The 25,420-nt window shown below is 67.3% G+C and carries 23 protein-coding genes; 8 read left to right on the top strand and 15 right to left on the bottom strand.

The features are described 5' to 3' along the window. Positions 1 to 271: 271 nt before the first annotated feature. The gene (locus AB4Y67_RS13810; protein WP_441406348.1) at positions 272 to 844 is read right to left on the bottom strand and encodes a GNAT family N-acetyltransferase; all 573 of its coding nucleotides are present in this window, start codon (positions 842 to 844) and stop codon (positions 272 to 274) included. Between the two features lie 114 nt (positions 845 to 958). Beyond that, on the bottom strand, positions 959 to 2,125 hold the full coding sequence (locus AB4Y67_RS13815) for an acetate kinase (RefSeq protein ID WP_441406349.1): 1,167 nt from the start codon (positions 2,123 to 2,125) through the stop codon (positions 959 to 961). A gap of 122 nt (positions 2,126 to 2,247) precedes the next feature. Between AB4Y67_RS13815 and AB4Y67_RS13820 the strand changes: the two genes are divergently transcribed. Further along, positions 2,248 to 2,496 (top strand): hypothetical protein, encoded by a 249-nt coding sequence (locus AB4Y67_RS13820; RefSeq protein WP_441406350.1) that lies wholly within the window; start codon positions 2,248 to 2,250, stop codon positions 2,494 to 2,496. Positions 2,497 to 2,524: 28 nt separating this feature from the next. Here AB4Y67_RS13820 and pta read toward each other — a convergent pair whose 3' ends face one another. Continuing rightward, positions 2,525 to 4,636, bottom strand: a complete 2,112-nt coding sequence (pta, locus tag AB4Y67_RS13825) for a phosphate acetyltransferase (RefSeq protein ID WP_441406351.1) — start codon at positions 4,634 to 4,636, stop codon at positions 2,525 to 2,527. Between the two features lie 210 nt (positions 4,637 to 4,846). Here pta and AB4Y67_RS13830 point away from each other — a divergent pair, with 210 nt between their 5' ends. The 4 genes from AB4Y67_RS13830 to AB4Y67_RS13845 all read left to right on the top strand — a co-directional run bounded on the left by AB4Y67_RS13830 (position 4,847) and on the right by AB4Y67_RS13845 (position 8,357). Then, entirely contained in the window at positions 4,847 to 5,368 is a 522-nt protein-coding gene (locus tag AB4Y67_RS13830; protein ID WP_441406352.1) for a hotdog fold thioesterase, read from the top strand. A 16-nt stretch (positions 5,369 to 5,384) separates the two neighbouring features. After that, a complete protein-coding gene (gene paaK / locus AB4Y67_RS13835; protein ID WP_441406353.1) occupies positions 5,385 to 6,713 on the top strand; it encodes a phenylacetate--CoA ligase PaaK in 1,329 nt (442 codons plus the stop codon). 84 nt (positions 6,714 to 6,797) lie between these two features. After that, entirely contained in the window at positions 6,798 to 7,403 is a 606-nt protein-coding gene (locus AB4Y67_RS13840) for a TetR/AcrR family transcriptional regulator (RefSeq protein WP_441406354.1), read from the top strand. A 57-nt stretch (positions 7,404 to 7,460) separates the two neighbouring features. Then, the gene (locus AB4Y67_RS13845; protein ID WP_441406355.1) at positions 7,461 to 8,357 is read left to right on the top strand and encodes a DUF427 domain-containing protein; all 897 of its coding nucleotides are present in this window, start codon (positions 7,461 to 7,463) and stop codon (positions 8,355 to 8,357) included. A 156-nt stretch (positions 8,358 to 8,513) separates the two neighbouring features. On the opposite strand, the gene AB4Y67_RS13850 is transcribed toward AB4Y67_RS13845, so the two are convergent. Both AB4Y67_RS13850 and paaZ read right to left on the bottom strand, forming a co-directional pair. Beyond that, positions 8,514 to 8,921, bottom strand: a complete 408-nt coding sequence (locus tag AB4Y67_RS13850) for a VOC family protein (RefSeq protein ID WP_441406356.1) — start codon at positions 8,919 to 8,921, stop codon at positions 8,514 to 8,516. 142 nt (positions 8,922 to 9,063) lie between these two features. Then, positions 9,064 to 11,175 (bottom strand): phenylacetic acid degradation bifunctional protein PaaZ, encoded by a 2,112-nt coding sequence (gene paaZ / locus AB4Y67_RS13855; protein ID WP_441406357.1) that lies wholly within the window; start codon positions 11,173 to 11,175, stop codon positions 9,064 to 9,066. Positions 11,176 to 11,337: 162 nt separating this feature from the next. On the opposite strand from paaZ, the gene AB4Y67_RS13860 reads away from it, so the two are divergent. Continuing rightward, positions 11,338 to 11,754, top strand: coding sequence for a PaaI family thioesterase (locus AB4Y67_RS13860; RefSeq protein WP_441406358.1), 417 nt, complete (start codon positions 11,338 to 11,340; stop codon positions 11,752 to 11,754). Positions 11,755 to 11,857: 103 nt separating this feature from the next. On the opposite strand, the gene AB4Y67_RS13865 is transcribed toward AB4Y67_RS13860, so the two are convergent. Both AB4Y67_RS13865 and AB4Y67_RS13870 read right to left on the bottom strand, forming a co-directional pair. Then, positions 11,858 to 14,539 (bottom strand): S1 family peptidase, encoded by a 2,682-nt coding sequence (locus tag AB4Y67_RS13865; RefSeq protein WP_441406359.1) that lies wholly within the window; start codon positions 14,537 to 14,539, stop codon positions 11,858 to 11,860. A 9-nt stretch (positions 14,540 to 14,548) separates the two neighbouring features. Continuing rightward, positions 14,549 to 15,238: a tyrosine-protein phosphatase gene (locus tag AB4Y67_RS13870; protein ID WP_441406360.1), complete on the bottom strand. Its 690-nt coding sequence runs from the start codon at positions 15,236 to 15,238 to the stop codon at positions 14,549 to 14,551. 275 nt (positions 15,239 to 15,513) lie between these two features. Between AB4Y67_RS13870 and AB4Y67_RS13875 the strand changes: the two genes are divergently transcribed. Beyond that, on the top strand, positions 15,514 to 16,362 hold the full coding sequence (locus AB4Y67_RS13875; protein ID WP_441406361.1) for an SGNH/GDSL hydrolase family protein: 849 nt from the start codon (positions 15,514 to 15,516) through the stop codon (positions 16,360 to 16,362). A gap of 32 nt (positions 16,363 to 16,394) precedes the next feature. On the opposite strand, the gene AB4Y67_RS13880 is transcribed toward AB4Y67_RS13875, so the two are convergent. The 6 genes from AB4Y67_RS13880 to AB4Y67_RS13905 form a co-directional block, all read right to left on the bottom strand. Then, the gene (locus AB4Y67_RS13880; RefSeq protein WP_441406362.1) at positions 16,395 to 17,003 is read right to left on the bottom strand and encodes a GNAT family N-acetyltransferase; all 609 of its coding nucleotides are present in this window, start codon (positions 17,001 to 17,003) and stop codon (positions 16,395 to 16,397) included. A 32-nt stretch (positions 17,004 to 17,035) separates the two neighbouring features. Then, positions 17,036 to 17,908: a 3-hydroxyacyl-CoA dehydrogenase family protein gene (locus tag AB4Y67_RS13885; RefSeq protein WP_441406363.1), complete on the bottom strand. Its 873-nt coding sequence runs from the start codon at positions 17,906 to 17,908 to the stop codon at positions 17,036 to 17,038. A gap of 2 nt (positions 17,909 to 17,910) precedes the next feature. Further along, on the bottom strand, positions 17,911 to 18,729 hold the full coding sequence (locus tag AB4Y67_RS13890; protein ID WP_441406364.1) for an enoyl-CoA hydratase/isomerase family protein: 819 nt from the start codon (positions 18,727 to 18,729) through the stop codon (positions 17,911 to 17,913). Further along, positions 18,729 to 19,955, bottom strand: a complete 1,227-nt coding sequence (locus tag AB4Y67_RS13895; RefSeq protein WP_441406365.1) for a thiolase family protein — start codon at positions 19,953 to 19,955, stop codon at positions 18,729 to 18,731. Before AB4Y67_RS13895 ends, AB4Y67_RS13890 begins: the two co-directional genes overlap by 1 nt. 156 nt (positions 19,956 to 20,111) lie before the next feature. Next, entirely contained in the window at positions 20,112 to 20,789 is a 678-nt protein-coding gene (locus tag AB4Y67_RS13900) for a pentapeptide repeat-containing protein (protein ID WP_441406366.1), read from the bottom strand. After that, positions 20,789 to 21,247, bottom strand: a complete 459-nt coding sequence (locus AB4Y67_RS13905) for an SRPBCC family protein (RefSeq protein WP_441406367.1) — start codon at positions 21,245 to 21,247, stop codon at positions 20,789 to 20,791. The genes AB4Y67_RS13900 and AB4Y67_RS13905 overlap by 1 nt, the downstream gene beginning before the upstream one ends. Before the next feature lie 145 nt (positions 21,248 to 21,392). Between AB4Y67_RS13905 and AB4Y67_RS13910 the strand changes: the two genes are divergently transcribed. After that, entirely contained in the window at positions 21,393 to 21,569 is a 177-nt protein-coding gene (locus tag AB4Y67_RS13910; protein WP_069949555.1) for a CsbD family protein, read from the top strand. Between the two features lie 391 nt (positions 21,570 to 21,960). Here the strand turns inward: AB4Y67_RS13910 and AB4Y67_RS13915 are convergent, their stop codons facing one another. Next, positions 21,961 to 23,421: an amino acid permease gene (locus AB4Y67_RS13915; RefSeq protein WP_441406368.1), complete on the bottom strand. Its 1,461-nt coding sequence runs from the start codon at positions 23,419 to 23,421 to the stop codon at positions 21,961 to 21,963. Between the two features lie 265 nt (positions 23,422 to 23,686). Beyond that, positions 23,687 to 25,342 (bottom strand): ABC-F family ATP-binding cassette domain-containing protein, encoded by a 1,656-nt coding sequence (locus AB4Y67_RS13920; protein ID WP_441406369.1) that lies wholly within the window; start codon positions 25,340 to 25,342, stop codon positions 23,687 to 23,689. Positions 25,343 to 25,420: the final 78 nt, after the last annotated feature.

The raw sequence follows: 25,420 nt of genomic DNA on the forward strand, positions 1-25,420 counted from the left end.
GACCAGCGCTACGCGGATTCCCGTAGCGCTGGTCCGTTGGCGCGTCATGGGACTTTTACCGCAGCGGAGTTGTCTGCGGAACGGACCGGGCGTTCGCGGGCGGGTTTGGTCGCTGATTGACGAGCGGCGACGCTCCTGCCCAGTTACTCGGCACCACACCCCGCGTCCTGCTCACGGAACCGCGGGTTTCCGTGGGGGCGTGGCAGTGCGGCCGGAAGTAACTGGGAAGGGGCGTCGCGCCACCGCCGGTAATTCGTCAACGCGGTGAATCCTAGGCTCGCTGCCGGGACTTCCACTCATCCGCAAGAATGGCGTAGACGACTTCCGTTGCCCACTGTCCCTTGTAGTGCCACTTGTCCACCTGGGTGGATTCGAGCCGCATGCCCAGCCGCTCGCAGAGCGTTGCGGAGGCCGTGTTGAGGGCATCCAGCTTGGCATCGATCCGGTGGAAGCCGAGCTCCTCGAACCCCAGTTTCAGCAGCGCACCGGCCGCCTCGGCCGCAATCCCCTTGCCGCGCGCTTCCGGAGCCAGGCTCCAGCCGATCTCGGCCTGCCCGCGGCCGGGCAGCCACTTCAGCACCACTTCCCCGAGCAGCCCGGGCGATTCCGCTGCCTCGATGGCCAGGCAGATCCAGTCGCCCTCCTTTTCGAAGACGAAGTTGGCGTATTTGCCCACGGACTCCATGGACTTGGTGTAGCTTTTCGCCTCCCCGGGCAGGAACCGTGCGGTCTCGGGCAGCGAATGGTAGGCGTAGAAGGCGTCCAGGTCCCCGGCCTCGAAGCGGCGCAGCACCAGCCGCTGGGTGCGGAGGGGCAGGCGGAGGGGCAAGTTCTGTTCGGTCATGGCCTCCACGCTACCCATCGATTGCTCCCCACCGGCCCCCTCGCCTCGCAAGCTCGGCCAGGGAACCCTGCCGGCGTGGGCCCAGGGTGCCGTTTTGAGCCGTGAAAAGGGCAGTTACGGAGCAACCGACGCGCCGACGACGGCGGCCGTCGCCTCAGCGATCGCCCGCTCCTCGTCGGTTGGCACCACGAGCACGGGGATGGCCGAGGACGGCGAGGAAATCACACGGGGGTCCTTGGACCGTTCGCGGTTCAGGCCGTCGTCGAGCTGCACACCCAGGGCGCCCAGCCGTTCCGCCACGAGGGCGCGGAACTGGTAGGAGTTCTCCCCGATCCCGGCGGTGAAGACGAGGGCCTTCGCCCCGCCGACAGCCACGTGGTAGCCGCCGATGTACTTTGCGAGCCGGTAGGAGGCGACGGCGAGCGCCATGGCCGCCTTAGCGTCACCGGCTTCCGCGGCCTCCACCACGGAGCGCATGTCGTTGTTGCCGGCCAGCCCCTTGAGCCCGGCCTGGCGGTTGAGCATGGAATCCAGGTCCTCCGGGGACCAGCCGGCCCGGCCGAGGAATACCAGGATGGACGGGTCCAAATCGCCGGAACGGGTGCCCATCACGAGGCCCTCGAGAGGAGTGAACCCCATGGAAGTGTCCACGGAATGGCCGCCGCGGATCGCAGTCACCGAGGCCCCGTTGCCGAGGTGGGCGATGACGGCGTCGAACTCGTCCACCGGGACATCCAGCATCGCCGCGGCGCGGTGCGCGACGTATTCGTGCGAGGTGCCGTGGAAGCCGTAGCGGCGGATCCCGTGGTTGGTGTAGAGCTCCTCCGGCACGGCGTAGCGCCAGGCGTGCTCCGGCAGGGTCCGGTGGAAGGCGGTGTCGAAGACGGCGACCTGCGGCATGTCCGGCCACTTCTTCGAGATCGCGCGGATGCCCAGCACGTTCGCCGGGTTGTGGAGGGGTGCCAGCGGGTTGAGCCGCTCGATGGCGCGGGTGATCTCGTTATCGACCAGGACGGGCTCGGCGAAGCGCTCCCCGCCGTGCACCACCCGGTGCCCGACGGCGTCGAGCGCCCGGTCGCCCAGCGCGGCGTGGATCTCAGCGTCCACCAGTTCCAGCGCCTCAGCGTGGTCGCGGGGGCCCTCGAGCTCGCCGTCGCCCTCGCCGCCGTTGCCCATTCCGATCTTCTCGACGAGTCCTTCGGCGAGCACGCTGCCGGCTTCGACATCGCGGACCTGGTACTTCAGTGAGGACGAGCCTGAGTTAATGACGAGGACGAGCACTGGGCCTCCTAAGCCTTGGCTGCAGCGGTGGTCGGTGTAAGTTCGATCGTATCGCCATTGCATCGGACGCGGCGGGCGCCTAGAGTCGGCGGACCTATTGGTCACCGCACGGAGGGCTTTTCATGACTGACAGCACCAACGAGCAGGACAGCAGCGCACCGGACGCCGGATCCAAGAAGCCGGACCCCACCGGCGTCGAAGGCGCGAACCCGGCGTTGGACGACACCGGGAACCTCAAGGCCGCCGAGGCGGGCGAGTCCCCCGAGCCGCCCGAGAACGTGGAGGACCTGGACCTCACCCCCGAGGGCCTGGCGGACGAGCCGGCCAAGCAGGAAGACCCAGACAGCCCGGCAGAGCCGGAGAACAGCTGACGGAGAACAGCTGACGCCGGTCCCCCACCTACGCGTGCGCGGCCGACGCAGCCGGTTCGACGGCGGGACCCGTGGACTGGGCCTGGATGGCGGTGATGGCCACCGTGTTCACGATGTCCTCCACGGTGCACCCGCGGGAGAGGTCGTTGACCGGCTTCCGCAGGCCCTGTAGCACGGGCCCGACGGCGACCGCCCCGGAGGACTGCTGGACCGCCTTGTAGGTGTTGTTGCCGGTGTTCAGGTCCGGGAAGATGAAGACGGTCGCCTGGCCGGCCACGGATGAGCCCGGCATCTTCGACTCGGCGATGGCGGCGTCGACGGCGGCGTCGTACTGGATGGGCCCTTCGACGGCGAGGTCCGGGCGGCGGTCCCGCACGAGTTCGGTGGCCTGCCGGACCTTGTCCACCGCCTCGCCGCTTCCGGACCCTCCGGTGGAGTAGGACAGCATGGCAACCCGCGGCTCCACCCCGAACTGGGTGGCGGTCTCGGCCGAAGCCAGCGCGATGTCGCCCAGCTGCTCGGCGTTCGGGTCCGGGTTGACCGCGCAGTCGCCGTACACCAGCACCCGGTCCGGCATCAGCATCAGGAACACCGAGGAGACGATCTTCACGCCGTCGCGGGTCTTCACGAACTCCAGCGCCGGGCGGATGGTGTGGGCGGTGGTGTGCGCGGCGCCAGAGACCATGCCGTCCACCACTCCCAGCTGCACCATCATGGTGCCGAAGTAGCTGCCGTCTAGCATGACTTCCAGGGCCCGGGCCAGGTCAACGCCCTTGTGTGCGCGCAGCTCCGCGTATTTTTCGGCGAACTCCTGGCGCAGCTCGGACGTGGCAGGGTCCACGATGTCGATGCCGGAGATGTCGATGCCCTGGGTGGATGCCAGCTCCCGGACTTCAGATTCTCTACCCAGAATGGTGAGGTCGCAGACGTCCCGGCGGTGCAGGATCTCCGCAGCACGCAGGATCCGCACGTCGTTCCCCTCGGGCAGCACGATGTGCCGGCGCTGCAGCCGCGCCCGCTCGATGAGGTCGTGCAGGAACCGCAGCGGCGTCATCCGCTCCAGCCGCGGGAGGTGCAGGCGCTCCACGAGCTCCGCCTCGTCCACGCGCTTCGCCCACAGCCCCACGGCCGAGGCCACCTTGCGGCGGTGCCCGGACCAGATTTCGCTGCGGACCTCGGAGACCCGCTTCGCGGTGGTGTAGGTATCGTCCGGGCCGGCGAACACGGGGAACGGGGCCTGCGCCAGCAACGAGTAAATGTTGGGGTCCGGGGCCAGGCCGCCGGTGAGGATCAGCGCCGACGGCACCGGGAAATCCGGCGAGAACGACGACGCCAGGCACGCGACCATCACGTCGGCACGGTCGCCCGGGACGATCACCAGCGCGCCGTCGTCGAGCACGTGGAGGAAGTTGGCCACATTCATGGCCGCCACCTTGATGGAGTGGACGTCGCGTTCCATGTCCGGGCGGCCGGCCACCTGGCGGATCCCCAGGGCCGCGGCCACCTCGCCGGTGGTTGGCCGGGCAATGTCCTCAAGCTCCGGGAAGACATACACAGGACGGCCGGACGCGCCGGGCTTCACGGCAGCGACGATCCCGTCCACGTCCTCCGGGTCGGCGCGGTTCACCATGATGGCCAGCAGGCTGCAGCGTTCCGCCGCCAGTTCCTTCCGGGCAACCTCGACGGCGTCAGCAGCCTCCGCCACGGTGCGCCCCTTCGCTCCCACCACGGCCACGACGGAGGCGGCCAGGTTGTTCGCGAGGCGTGCGTTGAGGTCGAATTCGACGGCGGCGTCCTGGCCGGTGAGGTCGGTGCCCTCCACGATCACCACGTCGCAGTGGCGTGACATTTCGGCAAATATCTCCACGCACCGGGCGTCGATTTCCGCCCGGTTCCCCTCGGCCAGGAGCGCCCGGACTTCGGCAAAGGTCAGCCCGCCGCGGCAGCGCTCGTCATCAAGGTCGAACCGGGACTTCATCAGGGCCACCATGGGATCCGAGGCGGCGTCGCTGCCGTGGACCACTGGTTTGAAGAAGCCGATGCGGTCCGCGTGCCGGTGCAGGGTGTCCGCAAGCCCCAGCGCTATGAGGGACTTGCCGGAGCCCGGCGTGGTCGCGCTGACGTAGATTCCTTTGGCCATTGTTCGCCCTTTGCTGTGAAGTGGTGCTGCTTCCCTCCCAGCCTACTTTCTCTTGCCGGCGAGCCGGCTTCCGGGTCCCGATTCTGGTGCTTTTCGACGGCCGTTATGTCGTCCGCCGACCGCTTCATACGCCTGTCAGCTCTTGACAGAAGACACCCAAATGGGATTACCTAATGAACATTCGGTAAATAAAGCTGGAGGCAATGACGCATGGCTGAACTGACGGTTTCCGGTGGCACCCACCCCATTCTTAAGGACGACTACGCGTCCGAATGGATGGGCATCGAAGTTGTGGCGCTGGACGACGGACATGCCACGATCCGCATGGCGCTCCGGCAGGAAATGCTCAACGGGTTCGGCATGGCCCACGGCGGAATGATCTTTGCTTTTGGGGACACCGCCTTCGCGCTGGCCTGCAACCCGGCCGACCCGGAACCGGCTGACGAAGGCAACATCACCGTGGCGTCCGGTGTCGACATCAACTTCCTCAAGCCGGCGTTCCGTGGCCAAGTCCTCACCGCCGTCGCCAACCGCCGCGCCAGCACGGGCCGGAGCGGCCTCTATGACATCCAGATCTACGCCGCAGATCCGGGCACTCCTGAGGCGCGTCAGTCGGCACCCGCCGGCGCCGCGCACGCCGCCACGGCCCCGGGCGAACTCCCCACCGACGCCCCTGCGGGCGAACTCGTCGCCGAGTTCCGCGGCCGCAGCCGCACCATCTCCAAGAAATAGAAACAGGGAACCCCAGATGACCCAAGAAACCGTCGCCGCCGCCAGCGAAGCTGTCCTGGACCGCGAAGAAACCATCTCCCGCGACGAGCTCGAGGCGTTGCAGCTCAGCCGCCTGCAGCACACCGTGGCCTACGCCTACGACCGTGTTCCCCTGTACAAGCGCAAGTTCGACGAAGCCGGCGTCCACCCCACCGACCTCCGTGAGCTCGCCGACCTCGGCAAGTTCCCCTTCACCACCAAGGAAGACCTCCGCCTGGAGTACCCCTTCGGAATGTTCGCCGTGCCGCAGCACGAGGTGGCCCGCATTCACGCGAGCTCCGGCACCACCGGCCGCGCCACCGTAGTGGGCTACACGAAGAAGGACCTTGCCGACTGGGCCAAGCTCGTTGCCCGCTCGCTGCGCGCCTCCGGCGTCCGCCCCGGCATGAAGGTCCACAACGCTTACGGCTACGGCCTGTTCACCGGCGGGATGGGCGCCCACGCCGGCGCCGAGGCCCTCGGCTGCACGGTCATCCCGATCTCGGGCGGCCAGACCGAACGCCAGATCACGCTCATCCAGGACTTCAAGCCCGACGCCATCCTGGCCACCCCGACCTACCTGCTGACGATCGCCGACGCGATGATGAAGCAGGGCATCGACCCGGCCTCAACCTCGCTGAAGTTCGCCGTTCTGGGCGCCGAGCCGTGGACCGAGGAAATGCGCCACGAGCTCGAGACGACCATGAACATCAAGGCCTGCGATATTTACGGGCTCTCCGAGGTCATGGGGCCGGGCGTCGCCGGCGAGGCAGTCGAAACCCAGGACGGCAGCCACATCTGGGAGGACCACTTCCGCCCCGAGATCATCGATGCCTTTGATCCGTCCGTGGTCCTGGGCGACGGCGAACACGGCGAACTCGTCTTCACCTCGCTCACCAAAGAGGCGCTGCCGATCATCCGGTACCGCACCAAGGACCTCACCCGGCTGCTGCCCGGCACGGCCCGCCCCGCGCACCGCCGCATGGGCCGTATCACCGGCCGCAGCGACGACATGATCATCCTGCGCGGCGTGAATCTGTTCCCCTCCCAGATCGAGGAGATCGCTTTGCGCATCCCCGAGCTGAGCCCGCACTTCCAGCTCGAGCTCACCCGCCCCGAGGGCCAGCGCATGGACCAGCTGACTGTCAAGATCGAACGCCGCGAGTCTGTCACGGTCGAGAGTGTCGCCTCGGCTGCCAAGGTCCTGCAGCAGCAGATCAAGATCCACGTCGGGTCCTCCTGCGCCGTCGACGTCGTCGAACCAGGCTCCCTTGAGCGGTCCAACGGCAAGCTCCGCCGGATCTACGACATGCGCCCCAAGGCCTGACCCCATCCTGTCCAGCCCGCCGGGCCGCCCGCGAGGGCAGCCCGGCGGGCTGACCGATCTCCTGATCGTGAGAAACTAGCGACTATGCCCACAACAGCAACAACCACGAAACGCGGCCGGCCCGGTTATGACCAGCAGTCGGTGCTGGTGATCGCTGTTGACGTTTTTAACCGCCATGGCTATGATGCCACGTCCATGGGCATCCTGGCCGAGAACCTGGGTATCTCCAAGTCAGCCATTTACCACCACGTGCCGTCCAAGGGTGACCTGCTGAAGCTCGCCCTGGACCACGCCCTGGGCGGCCTCGAAGCCATCCTGGACCAGCCGCAGGCCCAGAACGGCACTGCCGAGGCCCGGCTGGAGTTCGTCCTCCGCCAGACCATCTCGGTGCTGGTGGAGCGGCTTCCGTTTGTGACCCTGCTGCTGCGGCTGCGGGGCAACACGGAGATCGAGCGCGACGCGATGGAACGCCGTCGCACCTTCGACCACAAGGTGGCGGCCCTGATTTCCTCAGCACGCGACGAGGGCTCGCTCCGGCAGGACATCGACCCCCGCACCGTCACCCGGCTGCTCTTCGGCACCATCAACTCCATCGTCGAGTGGTACAAACCCGGCGGCTCCCTCTCCCCCGAGAAACTGGCCGACGACGTCATCACCATGGCCTTCCACGGCCTCCACGTCCCGCAGTAGTCCGCCCGGCCGCCGGTCCCATTGACGGGCCAAGGCGCCGGGGCCCACGCTGTGAGGATGGCCACCAGACTATCCACGGTGCTCATGGGCACCTTCCCCGAGCTGCGGTACGAACCCACGCCCAAGCGGATCCGCGCGAGCCTCGGCGGGGCCGCCGTCGTCGATACGCTGCGGGCCTATCTGGTCTGGGAACCGCGGCGGATCACGCCCGTCTATGCCGTGCCTGAGCAGGAACTCCTGGCGGGACTCGCTGCGCCGGCCCTGCCGGCGACTTTGGTCGAGGAGCACCCCTTTGCCCTTCGGCAAGGCTCGGCCCCGACCTCCCTTGACCCGGGAACGGCGTTTGGCAAGCACACCATCGCAGGCGAGGAACTCGACGTCGTCACCGGACCGGCGGCAGCTCCCCGGGCCGCCTTCCGGCCGGCGGACCCCGATCTTGCGGGCTACGTCATCCTGGAATTCCCGGCCTTCGACTGGCTCGAGGACGACGAGGAGATCATCGGCCACCCCCGTGATCCGTTCCACCGCGTGGACATCCGCGCGTCGTCCGTGGACGTGGAGGTGGCGCTCGACGGCGTGACGCTGGCCGGCACGAAGCGCGCGCAACTTCTGTACGAGACGATGCTCCCGGTGCGCTACTACATCCCGCCGGCGGACGTGCGGCTGGACCTGCTGGAGAAGAGCCCCAAGCGGACGGTCTGCCCGTACAAGGGCCAGGCCAGCTACTGGAGCTACCCGGATTCCGCGCAGGGCAGGAACCTGGCATGGAGCTACGACCGGCGGTACGTCGACGCCGCCCAGATCCACGGCCTCATCAGCTTCTTCAACGAACGGGTGGACGTTCGGGTCGACGGGGTGCTCCAGACGCGCCCGGTGACGCCGTGGTCACGTCCGGGCGGTCGGGACGGGCCGGGTCAGAGCGGTGGTGGCGGGGGCGGTCCGGGGGCACTGTGAGGGCTGCGGCGCGCATTTCGCCCGCTGACACCGGCGTTTCCGTGTCGATGTGCCCCCGCCGCGTTACCTCGGCCGGTCCGGCTGACCGGCCCGCACACACAGGCGGCGCCCCGCTGAGCCGGGACGCCGTGACTTTGTCCGCCGATCAGAGCCCGGTCAGAGCTGGTAATCAGCTAACGTCGTGATGTCCTCGTGAACGCACAAGATGTTGTGCTCCGTGTCCATGAACCAGGCGCACTTCTCCGAATCCGTTGTACAGATGTGGTTCTCGGTCTTGAGGTCCGGCAGGTCGTAGTCCTGGAACTGGACGCCTTTGGATTCCATTTCCTGGACGGTCCGCTCGATCTCGGAGACTTCAAAACTCAGGGCTGTGTGCTCAGAGTGCTTACCGTCCCTGACGGGCATCAGCTGCAGCATGGGGCCGCCCTCGCTGCCGAACATTTCACTTCCGTCGTCTGCCACTCCATGGTGCGGGAGCCCCAGGGTGTCGGCATAGAAATGCCGGGCACGTTCTGCATCATCGACGGGCAGGACTGTTGTGGCTTTGTTGAGTACTAGGGTCATTTCGCCACCTCCTACGTTGAAAATTTTACGCCGGAGCAGGGCAGAAAGAACCGGCGCTTCCATGGTTGCCCTATCACTTGTGGCTGCCATTTCGGTGGTTTGGCAGCCACAAGTGATAGGGCAACTGGAGGGGAGGGCGTGGTTATTTCTCCACGAGGGTGAGGACGTCGTACGTGGCCACGATTTCGTCGTTCTGGTTGGTCAGGACGGCGTCCCAGGCCACCTCGCCGTACTCGTCGGTCTCGCGCGGGGTGATCTTCTTGGCGGTCAGGGTGACCCGGATGGAGTCTCCTGCGGCCACCGGAGTGATGAAGCGCAGGCCCTCCAGGCCGTAGTTCGCCAGGACCGGGCCCGGCGCAGGCTCCACGAACAACCCGGCGCCCCACGCCAGCAGCAGGTAGCCGTGCGCCACGATGCCCGGGAAGAACGGGTTGGCCTCGGCCGCTTCCTGGTTGGTGTGGGCATAGAAGGTGTCGCCGGTGGAGTTGGCGAACTTCGTGATCTCGTCCAGGGTCACTTCGCGCAGCTCCGAGCGCATCGCGTCGCCGATGTGGAGCGTTGCCAGGGACTTGCGGAACGGGTGCTGGCCTTCGGTCTCGAGCGTGAAGTTGCGGTCTGCCCCGGTGTGCCAGACGCCCGTGACGGCGGTCAGCATGTTCGGTGAGCCCTGGATGGCGGTGCGCTGCATGTGGTGCAGGACGGAGCGGATGCCACCGAGTTCCTCGCCGCCGCCGGCGCGGCCGGGGCCGCCGTGGACCAGGTGCGGGACCGGGGAACCGTGGCCGGTGGAGCTGCGGGCGTCCTCGCGGTTAAGCATGTGCACACGGCCGTGGTGGGCGGCGATGCCGGTGACGAGTTCGCGGGCAACCGCCGGGTCGTTGGTGCAGACCGAGGCGACGAGCGATCCGCCGCCGCGGGCGGCGAGGCGGACGGCGTCGGCCAGGTCCGTGTAACCGATCACGGACGACACCGGGCCGAAGGCCTCCAGCGAGTGGACCTCTTCGGCTTCCGGATCCTTCCAGCTCAGCAGCACCGGGGACATAAACGCGCCGTCGTCGACGACGCCGATGCTGCCGTCAGCGCTGGTGACCTTGGGCGAATCGAGCGTGCCGTAGGCGAGTTCGCCGCCGGCGTCGAGCATGGACTGGACGGCCGCGCGCACATCGGCGAGCTGCTCCAGGGACGCCAGGGCGCCCATGTTGACGCCGTCGGCGCGCGGGTCGCCCAGGACAACGCGTTCCTGGATCCGTTCCCCGACGGCGGCGATGACGTCCTGCACCAGCTCCTGCGGCACGATGGCCCGGCGGATCGATGTGCACTTCTGGCCTGCCTTCGCCGTCATCTCGGTGACGAGCGACTTGATGAAGGCGTCGAATTCCGGTGTGCCCTTGACGGCGTCCGGGCCCAGGATCGAGGCGTTCAGGGAGTCGGTTTCCGAGGTGAAGCGGACACCGCCCTTGACCACGTTGACGTGGGACTTGAGCGTGTTGGCGGTGGAGGCGGAACCGGTGAAGGCCACGATATCGCGGTAGTCGAGGTGGTCCAGCATGGTCCGCACGGAGCCGGAAATCAGCTGCAGCGACCCCTTGGGCAGGATGCCGGATTCGATCATCGCCTTGACCACCGCGGCGGTGACGTAACCCGTGGGGGTGGCGGGCTTGACGATGGTGGGCACGCCGGCGATGAACGCGGGCGCGAATTTCTCGAGCATGCCCCAGACGGGGAAGTTGAAGGCGTTGATCTGCACGGCGACGCCGGGAATCCGGGTATAGATGTGCTCGCCGGCGAAGGAACCGTCCTTGGACAGGACCTCCATCGGGCCGTCCACGATCACTTGGGCGTTGGGGAGTTCGCGCCGGCCCTTGGAGCCAAACGTGAAGAGCACGCCGATGCCGCCGTCGATGTCCACCATCGAGTCGATCTTGGTGGCGCCGGTCTGGGCGGAGAGCGCGTAGAACTCGTCGCGGCGGCCGTTCAGGTACTGCGCCAGCTCCTTGAGCTTGAGCGCGCGCTGGTGGAACGTCAGTTTGCCGAGTTCCGCCTGGCCGGTGGTGCGTCCGTAGTCGACGACGGCGGCGAGGTCCAGGCCCTCGGTGCTCACCTTGGCGAGGAGTTCACCGGTGCTGGCGTCGAGGACGGAGGCCGCGCCGGCCGCCGAGCCGGCGTCGGGGGTCCACCAGGAATCCCGGATGAAGCTGGGAACGATCTCGACAGTGTCTACTGTGGGTTCCGGAGCAGTTGCAGTGGTGGTCATCGTTGACGGGTCCTTCCAACGGGGGCAAGATCAACACGGCCAGCATTACTGACCGTCCGTTCGGTAATATGTCTACAGTACATGAATGAGGCCTGCCGCACACTAGCTGCGGCGGCATTGACCGGCCTGAGCCCTTGGATTTCCGGCCACAGAGGAGACGTTATGACGCCCGAGCCCCGGAACCCCGAGCTGTGGAAGATCACCCTCGGCGAACTCGACGAGAAGATGGGTGTGAAGATCGTCGAGGAATCCGTCGACCGGGTCGTCGCCACCATGCCGGTGGAGGGGAACCGCCAGTCCTTCGGACTGCTGCACGGCGGCGCCTCGCTGGCCGTCGGCGAGGCGGTGGGCTCCTGGGCCGCGGTCATCCACGCCAGCACCCTGGGCAAGACCGCCGTCGGAGTGGACGTCTCCGCCACCCACCACAAGTCGGCCCGCGAGGGGCTCATCACGATCACGGCGACCCCCATTCACCTCGGCGGCACCGTCACCACCCATGAGGTGGTCATCACCAACGACGCCGGCCAGCGGCTGTGCACGCTGCGGATCACCAACCTGTTGCTCGACCGCAAGGGCTGAGAGGACTGCGGCCGCGTCGCCGAATTCGCCGGACAGCTGCCAGGTCGCCGTACGGCAACGGCGACTCCGCAGCTGTCCGGCGACTCCGCAGTAGGGCTGGCAGTTAGCGGACCGCCCGACGCCGTGCGGCAGCCAGCTTGGTGCCGCCCAGCAGGAGACTGCCCAGCAGGATCGCCCCGCCAGCAAGTCCCGCCGTCGGCAGGAGCGATCCGGCGCCGGTGTTCGGCAGGTGTCCGGTGTCGGCCGGAAGCACGCCAGCCGGAAGCATGGGGGCCACGCCAGCCGGAACATCGGGCACCCCCGGGGCAGCAGGAGGTGCAACGGCCGGAGCGTCAATGGTGAAGGCTACAAGCCGCGGGGCCGAGGCAATGCCGTCCACGGATTGGGTGATGGAAAGGGTGTGCGACCCCAGCGTGAGGCCTGCCGGGAACGGCACGCTCCAGCCTCCGCCAGCCACCAGGACCTGCGGGACCATGGAGCGGACCACTGCGCGTGCGCCGACGCCGGTCCCGCCGGCCCCGGCCTGGGCAGCACCGACCGGAATCCCGTCGATCGCCACTGTCACGTCGGCGCCGTCGACGCCGGTCCCGGAGATCGTCGTGGGGAGTGCGTCCTGGCTGAGGTGCACGCCGTCCACGATCGACGATACGGCCGGGACGCCCGGGACGACTGTGAAGGTCCGGGTGACGGAGGGACTGTCCACAACCCCGTCGGACGTCTGGACGGCGTGCACTGAGAGCTGGCCATACACGGGCCCGGTCACGGGAATGCTCCACTGGCCGTCCTGCTGGACGTCTGCGGAACCGCGGACGTCGCCGGTGAGCTTCACCGTCAATCCGGGGGTTCCGGTGCCGTCGATGCGGCTGAGGGACGTCAAGGCCGCTCMCCCGTCAGGGGCAGCGATCACGGGCGCCTCAAGGTCGGAGACGTTGACAGCCAAGGAAACCGCGCCGGACCGGCTGAAGCCGTTGATAGCCTCCGCTGTGAATGTCAGTTCACCTGTGGTTGCCGGGGTAGGGAAGGACCAGTTTCCGGCGCTGTCGATCGCCACGTCTGCCGGCTGCTGGCCCGCGACGGTGATGCGCACCTTCGAGTCAGCGGCAACAGCCGACGCAGGAGCCGCCGATACACGCCCTGTGATGGCTTGGCCCGCGGTGAACGTCCGGTTCTCCGGCGCCACGAGCTCGGGCTTGTTCAGAAACAGCTGGAGCTGGACAGCGGTCGGGAACGTGGTGAGGGCGTCCTGCAGGGTCGTTGCGATGGCGAAGTTCTCACCGGAAGTCTCGCCCGCCGAATGCGTGCCCACGGCGAAGTTGCCACTGATCCAGGGCCCGCCCGAGTCTCCGCCGCTCGACTGGACATCATGGGACAGGAAGCCCTTGAAAGCGCGGACGTCCCCCGGGTCTATGGTTCGACCGCCCACAACGTAGGTCCCGACTTCCGCGACGCTTCCGCAGGACCAGCCCGTGGTTCGACCGGAGCGGCAGACAGCCTGGCCTTCGAAGGGGGCAACGACGCCGATGATCTTCACGGCGCTGGGGGCCGGGTTCACTGCGCTGGCCCACGTGGCCGCGGCCGGCTGGACGTTGATTCCGCCGTCGAGGTGCTCGATGACGGCGATATCAGTGCCCACGTTACCGGGGTCTCCCGGATCGCCCGTGTTCCATTGGGGGTTCAGGACCCATGCGTTCTGGGGACCGCCGAACTGGCTGAACCCGAAGGTCCCGAGAGCTGCCAGGGTGCCGGGCAGTGGTGCCGCTCCACCCGCCGTGGCGGACGTCGGGGGCTCAAGCTCGGCCGTCCGCGCCGTGCCGTCTTCGGCGCAGTGCCCCGCTGTCAGCACCACCGGCAGTCCCGCCGCGCTGAACGCGCCAAAACCCGTTGAGCAGATGGTCCGCCGGTCTATGACGTAGCCCTCGCCGCCGTAGACGTCCGCTTCCGTCGTCACCGGAGACCCCTGCTCCAGCTGGACGTTGGCGTAACGGGCCACGAAGTCAGCCGGGGAAATTTTCCCGGGCACCGCATCGGTCGCAGCATCGGTCGCGGCCGGCACGGCTTGCGGGTCCAGGACGGCCGGCAGCGTGGCTTCGGCCGCATTCTTCCCGCCGGTGCGGATGATGAACCTTCCCCCCGAGTAGGCCACGGCCTGCAAAGCGGCTGGCCCCACCTCGCGGACGTAGGCCTGGAATAGCTGCTCGGTGCTTGAAGCCACCAGTTCCGCCGCGGAGGGAACGGACTTGGGCGCCGCGAGAGGAGTCTCTGACGCATGTGTTGAGGGCTCAGCCGACAGTCCTGCCACCGGTGTCACGAGGACGAACACGGCCGCGGTTCCTGCTCCGTTAAGTTCGTTAACCCGCGCCCCGAGCTCGGCGCCGCTGCCTTCAATCAGGATTTTGCTGTCCCGCAGGCTGATGCCCAGATAACCGGGGAGTTCACGCAGGGAAGGAACGGCGTCAGCGGCCGTCTTGGCCAGCTGGCCTGCGGCGTTGAACTCCTCAAGCGTCATGCCCAGGTCACGCAGGACAGCCTCCGCGAGTCCGGCGTCGCTGATGTGCGGCGCAGGTGCCGGAGTCGTCGCCGGGGCCGTCGCGTCAGCCGCCGTCGTTGCCTCACTCGGCGCTGCCGGGCTGGCCGTTGCCGACGGAGAATCTGCAGGCGAGGCAGTGGGAACAGCCTCCGGCCCCCCGCTCTCGGCCAGAGCCGGAACAGCGTAAAACGAGCCCGCGAGCGCGATGGCGGCCGCCGCCACCGCCCGCACTGTCAGCTGAAACCTGGGAGTCTTCACCCGGTTACTCTAGCGCCCCAATTTGGCCCTGATGGCCGCCAGCTCGGGTTCCGTTACGCCATTGTGGCGCAGGAACTCTTCGGCTTTCACGCTGTGCACAAACCGGCGCAGGCTCTTGAGCCGCGATTCGAGCAGGGGCGCGAGGACGTCCTCGGGCAAATACCGCTCATGCGGGTGCGGCACCCCTGACACGCGATGGTGTTCGTTGATGCCGCGCATGGCCCGCTCGTAACCCCGGGCAATGGCGTCCTCGCCCGCCCCGGCGAGGTCCTGGAGCATCGCCGCGATCATCCCGCTGCGGTCCCGGCCCGCCGAGCAATGGATCACGACGCCGCCGCGCGCCGCCGCGACAGCCCGAAAGACCGCGGCGAGCTTCTCCGGGAAAATCCGGGCATTGTCTGCATAGGACGCCGGATGGTTCAGGTACGGAACGCACAGCTCCTGAAACTCGCTGTTGCCCGGATCCTCGGTGGGGGCGTGCACGATGTCGAACGCCGCCAGGGTCTCCGCGCTTACCAAGGGATCAGTATCGCGGCGGCGGATCTCGTCCGGGTTGCGGAGGTCAATCACTGTCCGGATGCCGCCGTCGTAGGCCTGTTGCCAGCCGGCCTCGGTGAGCCACTCGCGGCGTCCCATCCGGAACACGCTGCCGGCGGTGTGCCAGGCGTTGACCGCCCCGTCCCATTCGACAGGCTTCAAGAATTCATCCACCCTGCCAGCTAACCACGTGGTCCGAGTAGTCGACAGCCGGAAATCAACGTAGCCCCGGTTCCTGGCTGGCGCAGAAACGCGTAGGCCCTACCGTGTCCGGCAGTTCAGTGCCGGCGTACCGTGGCCCCATGACTGCCCGGAGCTGAGGGTCGAAGCTCCCACAGTCTGTCCGCCAGCCGGGTTTCCGGGAGGCCCCGCTGGCCGCCACCGCTCGGTGTGCCGGCAGGCCGCTCCCGCCGTTCCGACCCACAAGGGGACTCATCATGAACACTGCGACAATCAGGCGCTGGTCCGGACGACTGGCGGGGGCGGTCGCCGCCGTCGCGCTGGTGGCGGGTTTCGCCGCCGCGCCTGCCACGGCGGCCCGCCCGGATCCCGTCTATATCGCCCTTGGCGACTCCTACGCGGCCGGTACCGGGGGCGGGGCGTACACGCCTTCCGCGGCCGGACTTCCCGACACGTGCCTGCAGACCGCAGCGTCCTACCCGGCAGTCCGCAATGCCACGCTGAACCTGGGGTGTTTCGGCGCCACGACGGAGGACGTCTCCGACGTCGCCACCCTCTACGCACCAGCGCTGGCGGCTGCCACAGTCGTTACGGTGACAGTGGGCGGAAACGACATCGATACGGGCCAGGTGGCCCTCGCCTGCACGGCCTCGGCGAGCTCACCGGCCTGCAAGGCGGCCCTCTACAACTCACTGGTAGTGAAGCTCCGCGAACTGCCCGGCAAGATCAAGGAGATGGTGAAGACCGTCAAGAGCAAGGCCCCGAATGCCAGGATCGTGCTGACCGGCTATCCCCGGCTCTTCACCGTGAGCCCCGGGCTCACCGCGGAGCAGGCACAGGCGGCCCGGTCGATGAATGCGGCGGCCGACCTGCTCAACGCCACCATCGCATTCTCGGCCCTGCTGAACAGGGYCGGGTACGTCAGCGTCACTGAGAAGTTCGCCGGCCACGGAATCGGATCAACAAACCCCTGGATTGTGGCGCCGACAGGTCTTTGCACCCTGGCGATCAATTGCAGCCCGAGCCCGTTTGACGCTTTCCACCCCACCGCCACCGGCTATTCCGGTGGCTACGCCGCGGCCCTTGCGGCGGTTCGGGTCCCCTAGCCCTGGCCCGCGTCCGGCAGACCCGGCAGCGGCTACCGCTGCCTGGCGATCCGAAACTCGAGGGCGTTGCGGACCATCGGCCATTCGTGTTCCAGGATGGAGTACACCACGGTGTCCCGCAGCGCGCCGTCGMTGCTGCGGGTGTGGCTGCGGAGCACACCGTCCTGTTTGGCGCCGAGCCGCGCGATCGCCTCGCGTGACTGGTGGTTGAGCCAATGCGTGCGGAACTCGACGGCGGGGCAGCCCAGCGTTTCGAAGGCGTGCCGCAGCAGCAGCAGCTTGGAGTCCGGGTTGCTGCCGCTGCCGTGCGCTGACGCCGCGTTCCAGGTGGAGCCGATCTCCACCCGGGGCGTGGCGGCGTCGATGTTCATGTAGGTGGTCATGCCGATCACCCGGCCCGGACCCCCGGTGGCGGGGTCAAGCAGCCGCGTGGTGAAGGGCAGCATGTCGCCGCTTTCCTGCAGTGCCAGGCGCCGCTCGATCTCGGCGGCCATCTGCTCCGGGGCCGGCACGCTGGTGTACCAGAGCTGCCACAGGTCGCCGTCGCGGGCCGCCTCGACGAGGCCGTCGTGGTGGTCCGGGCTCAGCGGCTCAAGGACGACGTATCTGCCGGTCAGCGTGATGGGGGCAATGGAAGTCACCGCACCATCCTAGGGGCTTGGATAATCGCCGGTCAGCTGGTCCAGTCGAAGAAGCCCTTGCCGGTCTTGCGCCCCAGCTCGCCGCGGGCCACCTTGTCGCGCAGGATCTGCGGCGGCGCGAAGCGCTCACCCAGCGTGGAGGCGAGGTATTCGGCAATGCCGAGGCGGACGTCCAGTCCGACGATGTCCGTGGTCCGCAAGGGCCCTGTGGGGTGTTTGTAGCCCAGGACCATAGCGTTGTCGATGTCCTCGGCGGACGCCACGCCTTCCTCGACCATGCGCATCGCCTCGAGGGCAATCGCGACCCCGAGCCGTGAGGACGCGAAGCCGGGTGCGTCATTGACGACGACGGCGGTCTTGCCCAGCGCCTCGACCCAGCCGCGGGCCGCCTGGGTCAGCTGCTCCGAGGTGTGCCCGCCGAGGACCACCTCGATCAGGGTGGACGCCGGCACCGGGTTGAAGAAGTGCAGGCCCAGGAAGTTCTGCGGGCGCTGCAGCTCGCCGGCCAGGGCGTTGACGGAGATGGAGGACGTGTTGGAGGCGAGGTAGGCGTCGTCGGACAGCCGTTCCTCGATTCCCCGCAGGGAGGCCACTTTCAGGTCCCAGTCTTCGGGGACGGCTTCGATGACCAGCTGGCGGTCCTTGAAATCGTCGTAGTCCACCGTCACGGAGAGCCGTGAGACCATCTCGTCCAGGTTGCCGTCGATGGCGCCGCGCTCGATGCTCTTGGCAGCCGCCGATTCCACCCGCTCGCGGGCAGCCTCGGCGGACTCCTCATCGCGTTCGACGACGAGGACGTTGGCGCCGTTGATCAGGAAGGCGTGGGCGATGCCGGCCCCCATGCGGCCGCCGCCGAGCACCCCGACGGAGTCGGGAAGGTTTGAGGGGTGTGCAGAGTTGCTCATCTTCAGTTCTTCTCCTGCTCGGACGTTGTGGCTGGCTTCTTGGCAGCCTTCTTATCGGATTTCTTATCCAAGAAAGCCTGCATGCGGTCGAACTTGGCCTGGGACTCAAACAGGATGCCCTGCGCCAGCTGGTCGATCAGGGGGTGTGCCTCGGCTGGTGCGTGGAACACTGACTTGGTGATCCGGACGGCCAGGGGATCTTGGCCGGCAATCCTGTCGGCCAGGGCGTGGGCCGCCGCCATCAGTTCGGATGCCTCGTGGATTTCGGTGATGAGGTTGACGGCGAGGGCCCGGTCGGCGCGCAGCACGCTGCCGGTCAGCAGGATTTCCTTGGCCACCGGCTCCCCCACGAGCTCCTTCAGGCGCCAGTTCGCACCGGCGGCGGCGAGGATGCCCAGCCCCGTCTCCGGGTTCCCGATCCGTACTGACGGTGTGCCGATCCGGAAGTCCGCCGCGTACGCCAGTTCGGCGCCGCCGCCCAGGCAGAAGCCGTCCAGGGCCGCGATGACCGGCATCGGCAGCTTGGCGATCCGCACAAAAATAGTGGAGTTGATGCCCTGCAGGGCGTCGTCGCGGCGGCGTTCGCGCAGCTGGCCGATGTCCGCCCCGGAGGCGAAGACGCCTTCCGTGCCTGCGATGATCAACACCTTCGGGGTCTGCTCCAGCGCGGCGCAGACGGCGTGCAGCTCGTCGACCATCTGCTGGTCGATGGCGTTGCGGACCTCGGGCCGGTTGAGGAGCACCACCAGCCGGTCATCGCGCTCGTCAACCAGGAGTGTGCTGAAATTCTGCGGGTTGAGGCCCGTCGCCGGGGCCGCCACTACACCCGCTCCAGCAGCATCGCGGTGCCCTGGCCCACGCCGATGCACATGGTGGCGAGGCCGATCTTGGCGTCTTCACGCTCCATCCGGCCCAGCAGGGTGATCGCGATCCGTGACCCGGACGAACCCAGCGGGTGGCCCAGGGAGATTGCGCCGCCGTCGCGGTTCACGGTCTCGGGGTCCAGCCCGAGCCGCCGCATGGTGGCCAGCGACTGGGTGGCGAAGGCTTCGTTGAGTTCGACGGCGCCGAGGTCGCCGACGCTGAGTCCGGTCCGGGCCAGCACCTTCTGGGTGGCCGGGACGGGGCCGATGCCCATGATTTCGGGTTCGCAGCCCGCGGAGGCGCCGTCGATGATCCGGGCGCGCGGGGTGAGGCCGAGCCTCTCGATGGCGGCTTCGGAGGCGACGATGATCGCGGAGGCGCCGTCGTTGAGGGTGGAGGAGTTGCCGGCCGTGACCACGGAGCCGCCGGCGACGACGGGGCGGAGGCCGGCCAGGATGTCCATCGTGGTGCCGGCGCGGGGGCCCTCGTCGGTGTCGACGACGGTTTCGCCCTTGCGGGTTTTAACCGTGACCGGGACGATTTCGTCGGCGAAGCGGCCGGCGGCGATGGCCGCGAGGGAGCGTTCGTGGGAGCGGACGGCGAAGGCGTCGGCGTCCTCGCGGGTGATGCCGTCCACACGGGCGACTTCCTCGGCCGTCTCCGGCATCGAGTAGGTCATCTTGCCGCCGCGGGAGAGCTCACCCTTTTGGAACAGCGGGTTGGCGAAGCGCCAGCCGATCGAGGTGTCAAAGATCTGGCCCGGCTTGGCGAAGGCGGCCTGCGGCTTCTCCTGGACCCAGGGGGCGCGGCTCATGGATTCCACGCCGCCGGCGATCACGATGTCCGCGGCTCCCGACTTGATCATCTGGCTGGCCATGATGATGGCGCTCAGGCCCGAGGCGCAGAGCCGGTTCACGGTGATGCCGGGGATGTGCAGCGGGAGGCCGGCCAGGATGGTGGCCATCCGGGCGACGTTGCGGTTTTCCTCGCCGGCGCCGTTGGCGTTGCCCAGGATGACCTCGTCGATGCTGTCGGGGTCCAGCCCGGCCCGGGCCACGGCCTCGCGGACCACGAGGGCGGCCAGGTCATCAGGGCGGACCGCGGAGAGTGCCCCGCCGTAGCGGCCCACCGCGGTGCGGGCACCGCCTACGAGAAATGCCTGTGGTCCTGCTGCTGATGCCATGGGTACACCCTTCACGCGATAAACGTCTCTGTCATCGAAAGAACTTTGATCGGCGGCGGCCTTCACGTTCAATCCGCGGAGCGCGCCAATTTACCGACCGTTCGTTCTATAAAGATTACACGGCGCGGCAAGGGGGTCAATCAGGCCACCGCTGGATTACGCAACCACGACGCCGAGATGGCTCGCCATGAGCGGGGCCAGCAGGCCGAGCTGGTAGTCATCGATCACGAGGCCGGCGAGACTCTCCAGGCCGCTGATGGCGCGGAAGTCCGTGCCGCGGATGTCGAAGTTATTGAGCCTGGCTCCGGCGACGTCAAGGGTGCCGATGGTGCAGTTTTTCAGCGCCACCCTCGTCGCCGCGCAGGAGCCCAGGTCCAGTTCGTTGATGATGCAGTCGCTGATCTGAACGTCCGTGAGCTTGGAACCGCGCAGGTTCACGTAGTCGAGTTTGCCGCCGTCGATCCGTACGGACTGCCAGCCGCTCTCGTAAAGCTCCGCGGAACCCCAGCGCGGGTTCCCGATCTCGACGTCGCGCAGGGTGCTCCGGGCCGCCATGAACACGGGGGCGTACACCTCCGCAAGGATGCAGTCGCGGAAACCCGCGCCGCGCAGCTGGGTCTCATTGAAGGAAACGCCCTGGAACTCGCACTCGGCGAAGTCGGTGCCGGCAAGCTCCAGCCCGTCGGCCGACGCCCTGCTGTACCGGACGCCGTCGTACCGCTCCCCGGATTGGAAGTCCGGGGACGGGTCGTCCCGAAGCTCGTCCAGCCGGACGGGGCTAAGCCGCGGCGCGGTGACTTTGGGGGCTTTGGACGCCGGGGTGCTGCGGGCCACTAGAGCGACTCGGCCTTGGCCGCGATTTCTGCCAGGTCCTTGGCGAGGGCCTTGCGGGTGATGCGCATGCCCAGCTTCCCGAAGACCGCCATCGCGAGTTTGCTCATCCGGGAGGGATTGACCAGGTCGGCGCCGAACGTCATTGTCAGGTCCGTGCCGCCGTCGCGGTCGGCCAGAGTCATGCGTGAGGTGTAGTCCGCCCCGCCCTGCAGTGCCTTCACCGTGGTGCTCCGGGGCGGTTCGGACTTGGCCACCCACATCTCCACGGTTTCCGACCTGCCCATCATCGTGCGGGTCTCCTTCCAGCGCGTCCCCTCGCCGTAGGGTCCGTCACTCAGCATCTGGATCGAGTCGATGCCGGACAGGGTCGCGGCGGATCCGGGTATGTCGGAAATAACCGCCCACACCTTCTCCGCCGGGGCGTTGACGTGCTGGGTCAGGCTGATTTTGTGGTCCATGGCATCGAGCCTAGCCCGGCCCCGCGGCAGATTTCACTTCTTTCGGACCGGACACTCCCGCGGTAATCCCTTGAATTAGTAAGCATGCTTTGTGTTAGGGTGAATGAACATTGAATTTCAACCGGAGACGAAAGGTGTTCACACCATGGGTATCGGAGACAAGATTCAGAACGAAGCAGAGCACCTGGGCGGCAAGGCCAAGGAAGCTACTGGAAACGCGACGAACAATGACGAGTTGCGCGCCGAGGGCCAGAAGGACCAGGTAGTCGCAGACGCCAAGAAGGTCGGCGAGAACGTCAAGGACACCTTCAAGAAGGATTAGTCGTTCGAGACGGCGGCGCCGGACGTTCCTTTGGGGGATGTCCGGCGCCGCCTTTCTTGTGCCCGGGTTCTTGTGCGGGCGGCAGTTGATGCCTCCGGACCCATCGATTCACCACAAGTGGCCGCTAAACCACCCCGGTTAGCGGCCATTCGTGTCAATTGGGCGCATGTCGTGGGCACGGCCCCCTGAGCGCTGGTCCCGCAATCGCCCAGGCCCACCGATCACCACAAGTGGCCGCTAACCACCCCGGTTAGCGGCCATTCGCGTCAGATGGGCGCATGCTACGCAGCGTCCCCCGCACCCTCGCGGGCAGCCCACCCCTTAAACGAACGACGGCGGGCCCCCTTACCGGAGGCCCGCCGTCGTACACGTTGGTTCTTGCCTTGTGAGGCTAGTTGAACAGCGCGTTCTTGGGTTCGTTGTTCTTGACCTTGTGCCAGCCAAGCCACAGCAGGAGTGCGAAGAACGGAATGGTCGCCAGGGTCCAGAGGCCGAGTTGGAAGACCTCTCCGGACTTGCTGGTCATGGTGTCGAAGCCGATCAGCACCGTGATGGCGAGCAGGGCGATCAGGCCGGCCCAGCTGGTCCACGTTCCACCAGGCGCGGGCAGGGACGAGACCTTGCCCTTGGTCTTGCGCAGGGCGATCTGGCTGGCGAAGATGGCGCCCCACGTGAAGATCACGCCGATGGACGCGGAGTTCAGCGCCAGGTCGAAGGCGTATGAGCCGCCGAGCCAGATGTTGAGCAGGATGCCCACGAGGTAGACGCCGCCGATCGCCAGGATGGCTGCGTACGGCACGTGGCTCTTGGACATCTTGGTCAGCCACTCCGGAGCATGTCCATTGTTGGCCATGGTGCGGAAGATCCGGCCGATCGAGTACAGGCCCGAGTTGCAGGAGGACAGCGCGGCGGTGATGACGATCATGTTCATGACGTCGCCCATCCAGGCGAGGCCCATCTGGCCGAACACGGTGACGAACGGCGAGGTGCCGGCCACATATTGGTCCGAGGGCAGCAGCATGGCCAGGAGGGTCACGGAACCGACGTAGAAGACCACGATGCGGAAAACGACGGCGCGGATGGCCTTGGGCACTTCCTTGGCCGGGTCCTGCATTTCGCCGGCGGTGATGCCGACGAGCTCAATGCCGTTGTAGGCGAAGATCACGGCGTTCAGGACCAGGATCATGACCAGGGCGCCCTTGGGGAACATCCCGCCTTCGGCCGCGAAGAGGTTGTTGACCGAGGCGTGGCCGTCGCCCACCTGGGCGTTGGTGACCACCATGAAGGTGCCCACGGCCAGGAAGATGAGGATTGCGCCGACCTTGAGGCAGGACGCCCAGAATTCGAATTCACCGAACGCCTTGACGCTTAGGAGGTTGACGCCCACGAGCAGCAGCAGGGCCGCGATGGCCGTCAGCTCGACCGGCACGTTGGGGAAGAAGAACTGGAAATACAGTCCGATCGCGATGAGCTCGGCGATGCCGGTCATGGCCCAGTTGATGAAGTACATCCAGCCGGACACATACGCGCCCTTCTTGCCGAACATTTCTCCGGCGTAGCTGACGAACGAGCCCGACGTCTGGCGGTACATGATGAGTTCGCCCAGCGCGCGCATCAGCAGGTAAGCGATGACTCCGGCAATGGCGTAGGAGAAGATCAGCGCGGGCCCGGTGGAGGCCAGGCGCCCGCCGGCACCCATGAAGAGGCCGACGCCGATGGCGCCGCCCATCGCGATCATGGTGACCTGACGGCCGCTCAGGGACTTTTTGTAGCCCTCGGCGCTGAGAGTCGAGTCGACGACGGCGGATTGCGCCGTCGCGCTCTGAAGTTCTGTGGGGGTCATTGATGACACAGCTGTTTCCTTGTAGGTCGAGGTATGGCCGGGGACAGGACCGTGGATTCAGGTACACAAAATTCGGCCCTGAGCCCCTTCCAAGGGCCAGGACGTGTACCGAACCTCACAAGTGTCGAAGCTCGCGCGGCTCATCTATCGTACTAGCACTCAGGACCCCGGAGTGACCCGGGCAACATCAGGCGGGTGCCATCGCTAATCAATGACGCCAAAAGGAACGGATTGCCGAAGGATGTTCGGCGAATGCCGTGGGCGGCTCCGGCTGCTAAGCCAGGGCGCCGTCCCGCATGGCATAACGGAGCCAGTTTCCGGAGCTATCCCCTGGGCGGCTCCCGGGACTGTTTTCCCCCGCGCACGTGCTGAACCATTCCCCCAGCGCGCGGTCGTGGCTGACCATGACCAGTGTGCCTGCGAAGTCCGAGAGGGCCGCTTCGAGCTGTTCCACGAGCACGGGCGCCAGATGGTTGGTGGGCTCGTCCACCAGCATCGTCCCGAACCCGCCCAGCAGGAGCCGGGCCAGCGCCAGCCTGCGCTGTTGCCCTGCGGAAAGGCTGCCCACGGGGACGTGGAATTCGCTGGTCCGGAACAGCCCCAGGCGCAGCAGCGCCTCGGCGTGCTCATCGATGTTGCCGCCCAGGCCCGAGGCAAAAGCGGGCAAGAGCCGCAAACCCGGGCGCTGCGGGAGCTCCAATTCCTGTTGCAGGTAGCCGATGCGGCCGTGCCGCACGACGGTTCCCTGGGCCGGCGCCAGCGGGCCCGCGAGGACGGAAAGCAACGTGGACTTGCCGGCACCGTTGGGGCCCGTGATGAGAATTTTCTGCCCCGCTTCGACCCGGAAGTCCGTCGGTTGCAGGCGGCCGGGCACGGCCACCCCCTTCGCTTCAAGGGCGGGGCCTGCCGCGACGTCCGCCCGCAGGTCCGTTGCCAGCGTCAGGGGCACCGGGGGGCGGTCGATGGGGTTTGCCTCTAGCCGGCGGAGGCGCTCCTGGGCGTTGCGGACCTTGCTGGTGGCCGCCTTTTGCCACGTGCCGGCCTTGAAGTCGAACCCCATTTTGTCGCCGTCGCGCCGGCGGGCGTAGCCCATCCTTTCCGCGACCGTGTCCGCCTGGAGCTGTTCGGCAGCCATCGCGTCCAGCCACCCGTGATACTGCTGCGCCCAGCGCTGGCGTTCGGCAGCCTTCTCCCGCAGGTAGCCTTCGTAGCCGTTGCCGTACCGGTTGACGGTCCGGCGTTCGGCATCCACCTCAATTACGGTTGAGGCCACTTTGCGCAACAGCACCCGGTCGTGGGAGACCACCACCACGGTTCCGCGGTGCGCCGCCAGCCGCGTCTCCAGCCAGGCCGTGCCGCTGGCGTCAAGGTGGTTGGTGGGTTCGTCCAGGAGCAGGATGTCCGCAGGGTCAGCCAGCACGCAGGCCAGTGCCACGCGTTCCTGCTCCCCGCCGGAGAGCGAGCCCAGGGTCCGCATCCGGTCCAGCCCGCCCAGGCCAAGCCGGTCCAGGGCCGCCTCGACCCGGGATTCCGCGGCGTAGCCTTCCCTGAGCTGGTACTGGGTCTGCAGGTTTCCGTAGCGCTCCAGTTCTTCCGCTTCCGCGCCGGCCAGCCCGTCTTCCAGACGGTCCAGCTCAGCCTCCAGGGCGCGCAGCGATTCCAGTGCCGCGTCGATCGCGTTGCTCACGGTGAACGGGGCGGGCAGGCCCAGGGTCTGGGCAAGATAGCCGACGCGGCCTTGGCTGACGGCGCTGCCCTCGTCCGGGACCTCGAGTCCGGCCAGAATCCGTAGAAGCGTGGATTTTCCCGCGCCGTTTTCGCCGACGATCGCCACATGCTCACCGGCTGTGATGGCAAGGTCGACGCCGGCGAACAGCTGGCGGTCCCCGTAACCGTGGGAAACGCCTGAAAGATGGAGATGTTCGCTCAAGGAGTCCTCGCAATTGGGTGCCCAGCCGGCCCGGTGGCGGCTTGCGCGTCAAGTATGACACCGGCGGCTGTTCCTCTG

The sequence above is a fragment of the Arthrobacter sp. YAF17 genome (assembly GCF_052113365.1).
In the GTDB taxonomy this organism is placed as follows: Bacteria; Actinomycetota; Actinomycetes; order Actinomycetales; family Micrococcaceae; genus Arthrobacter.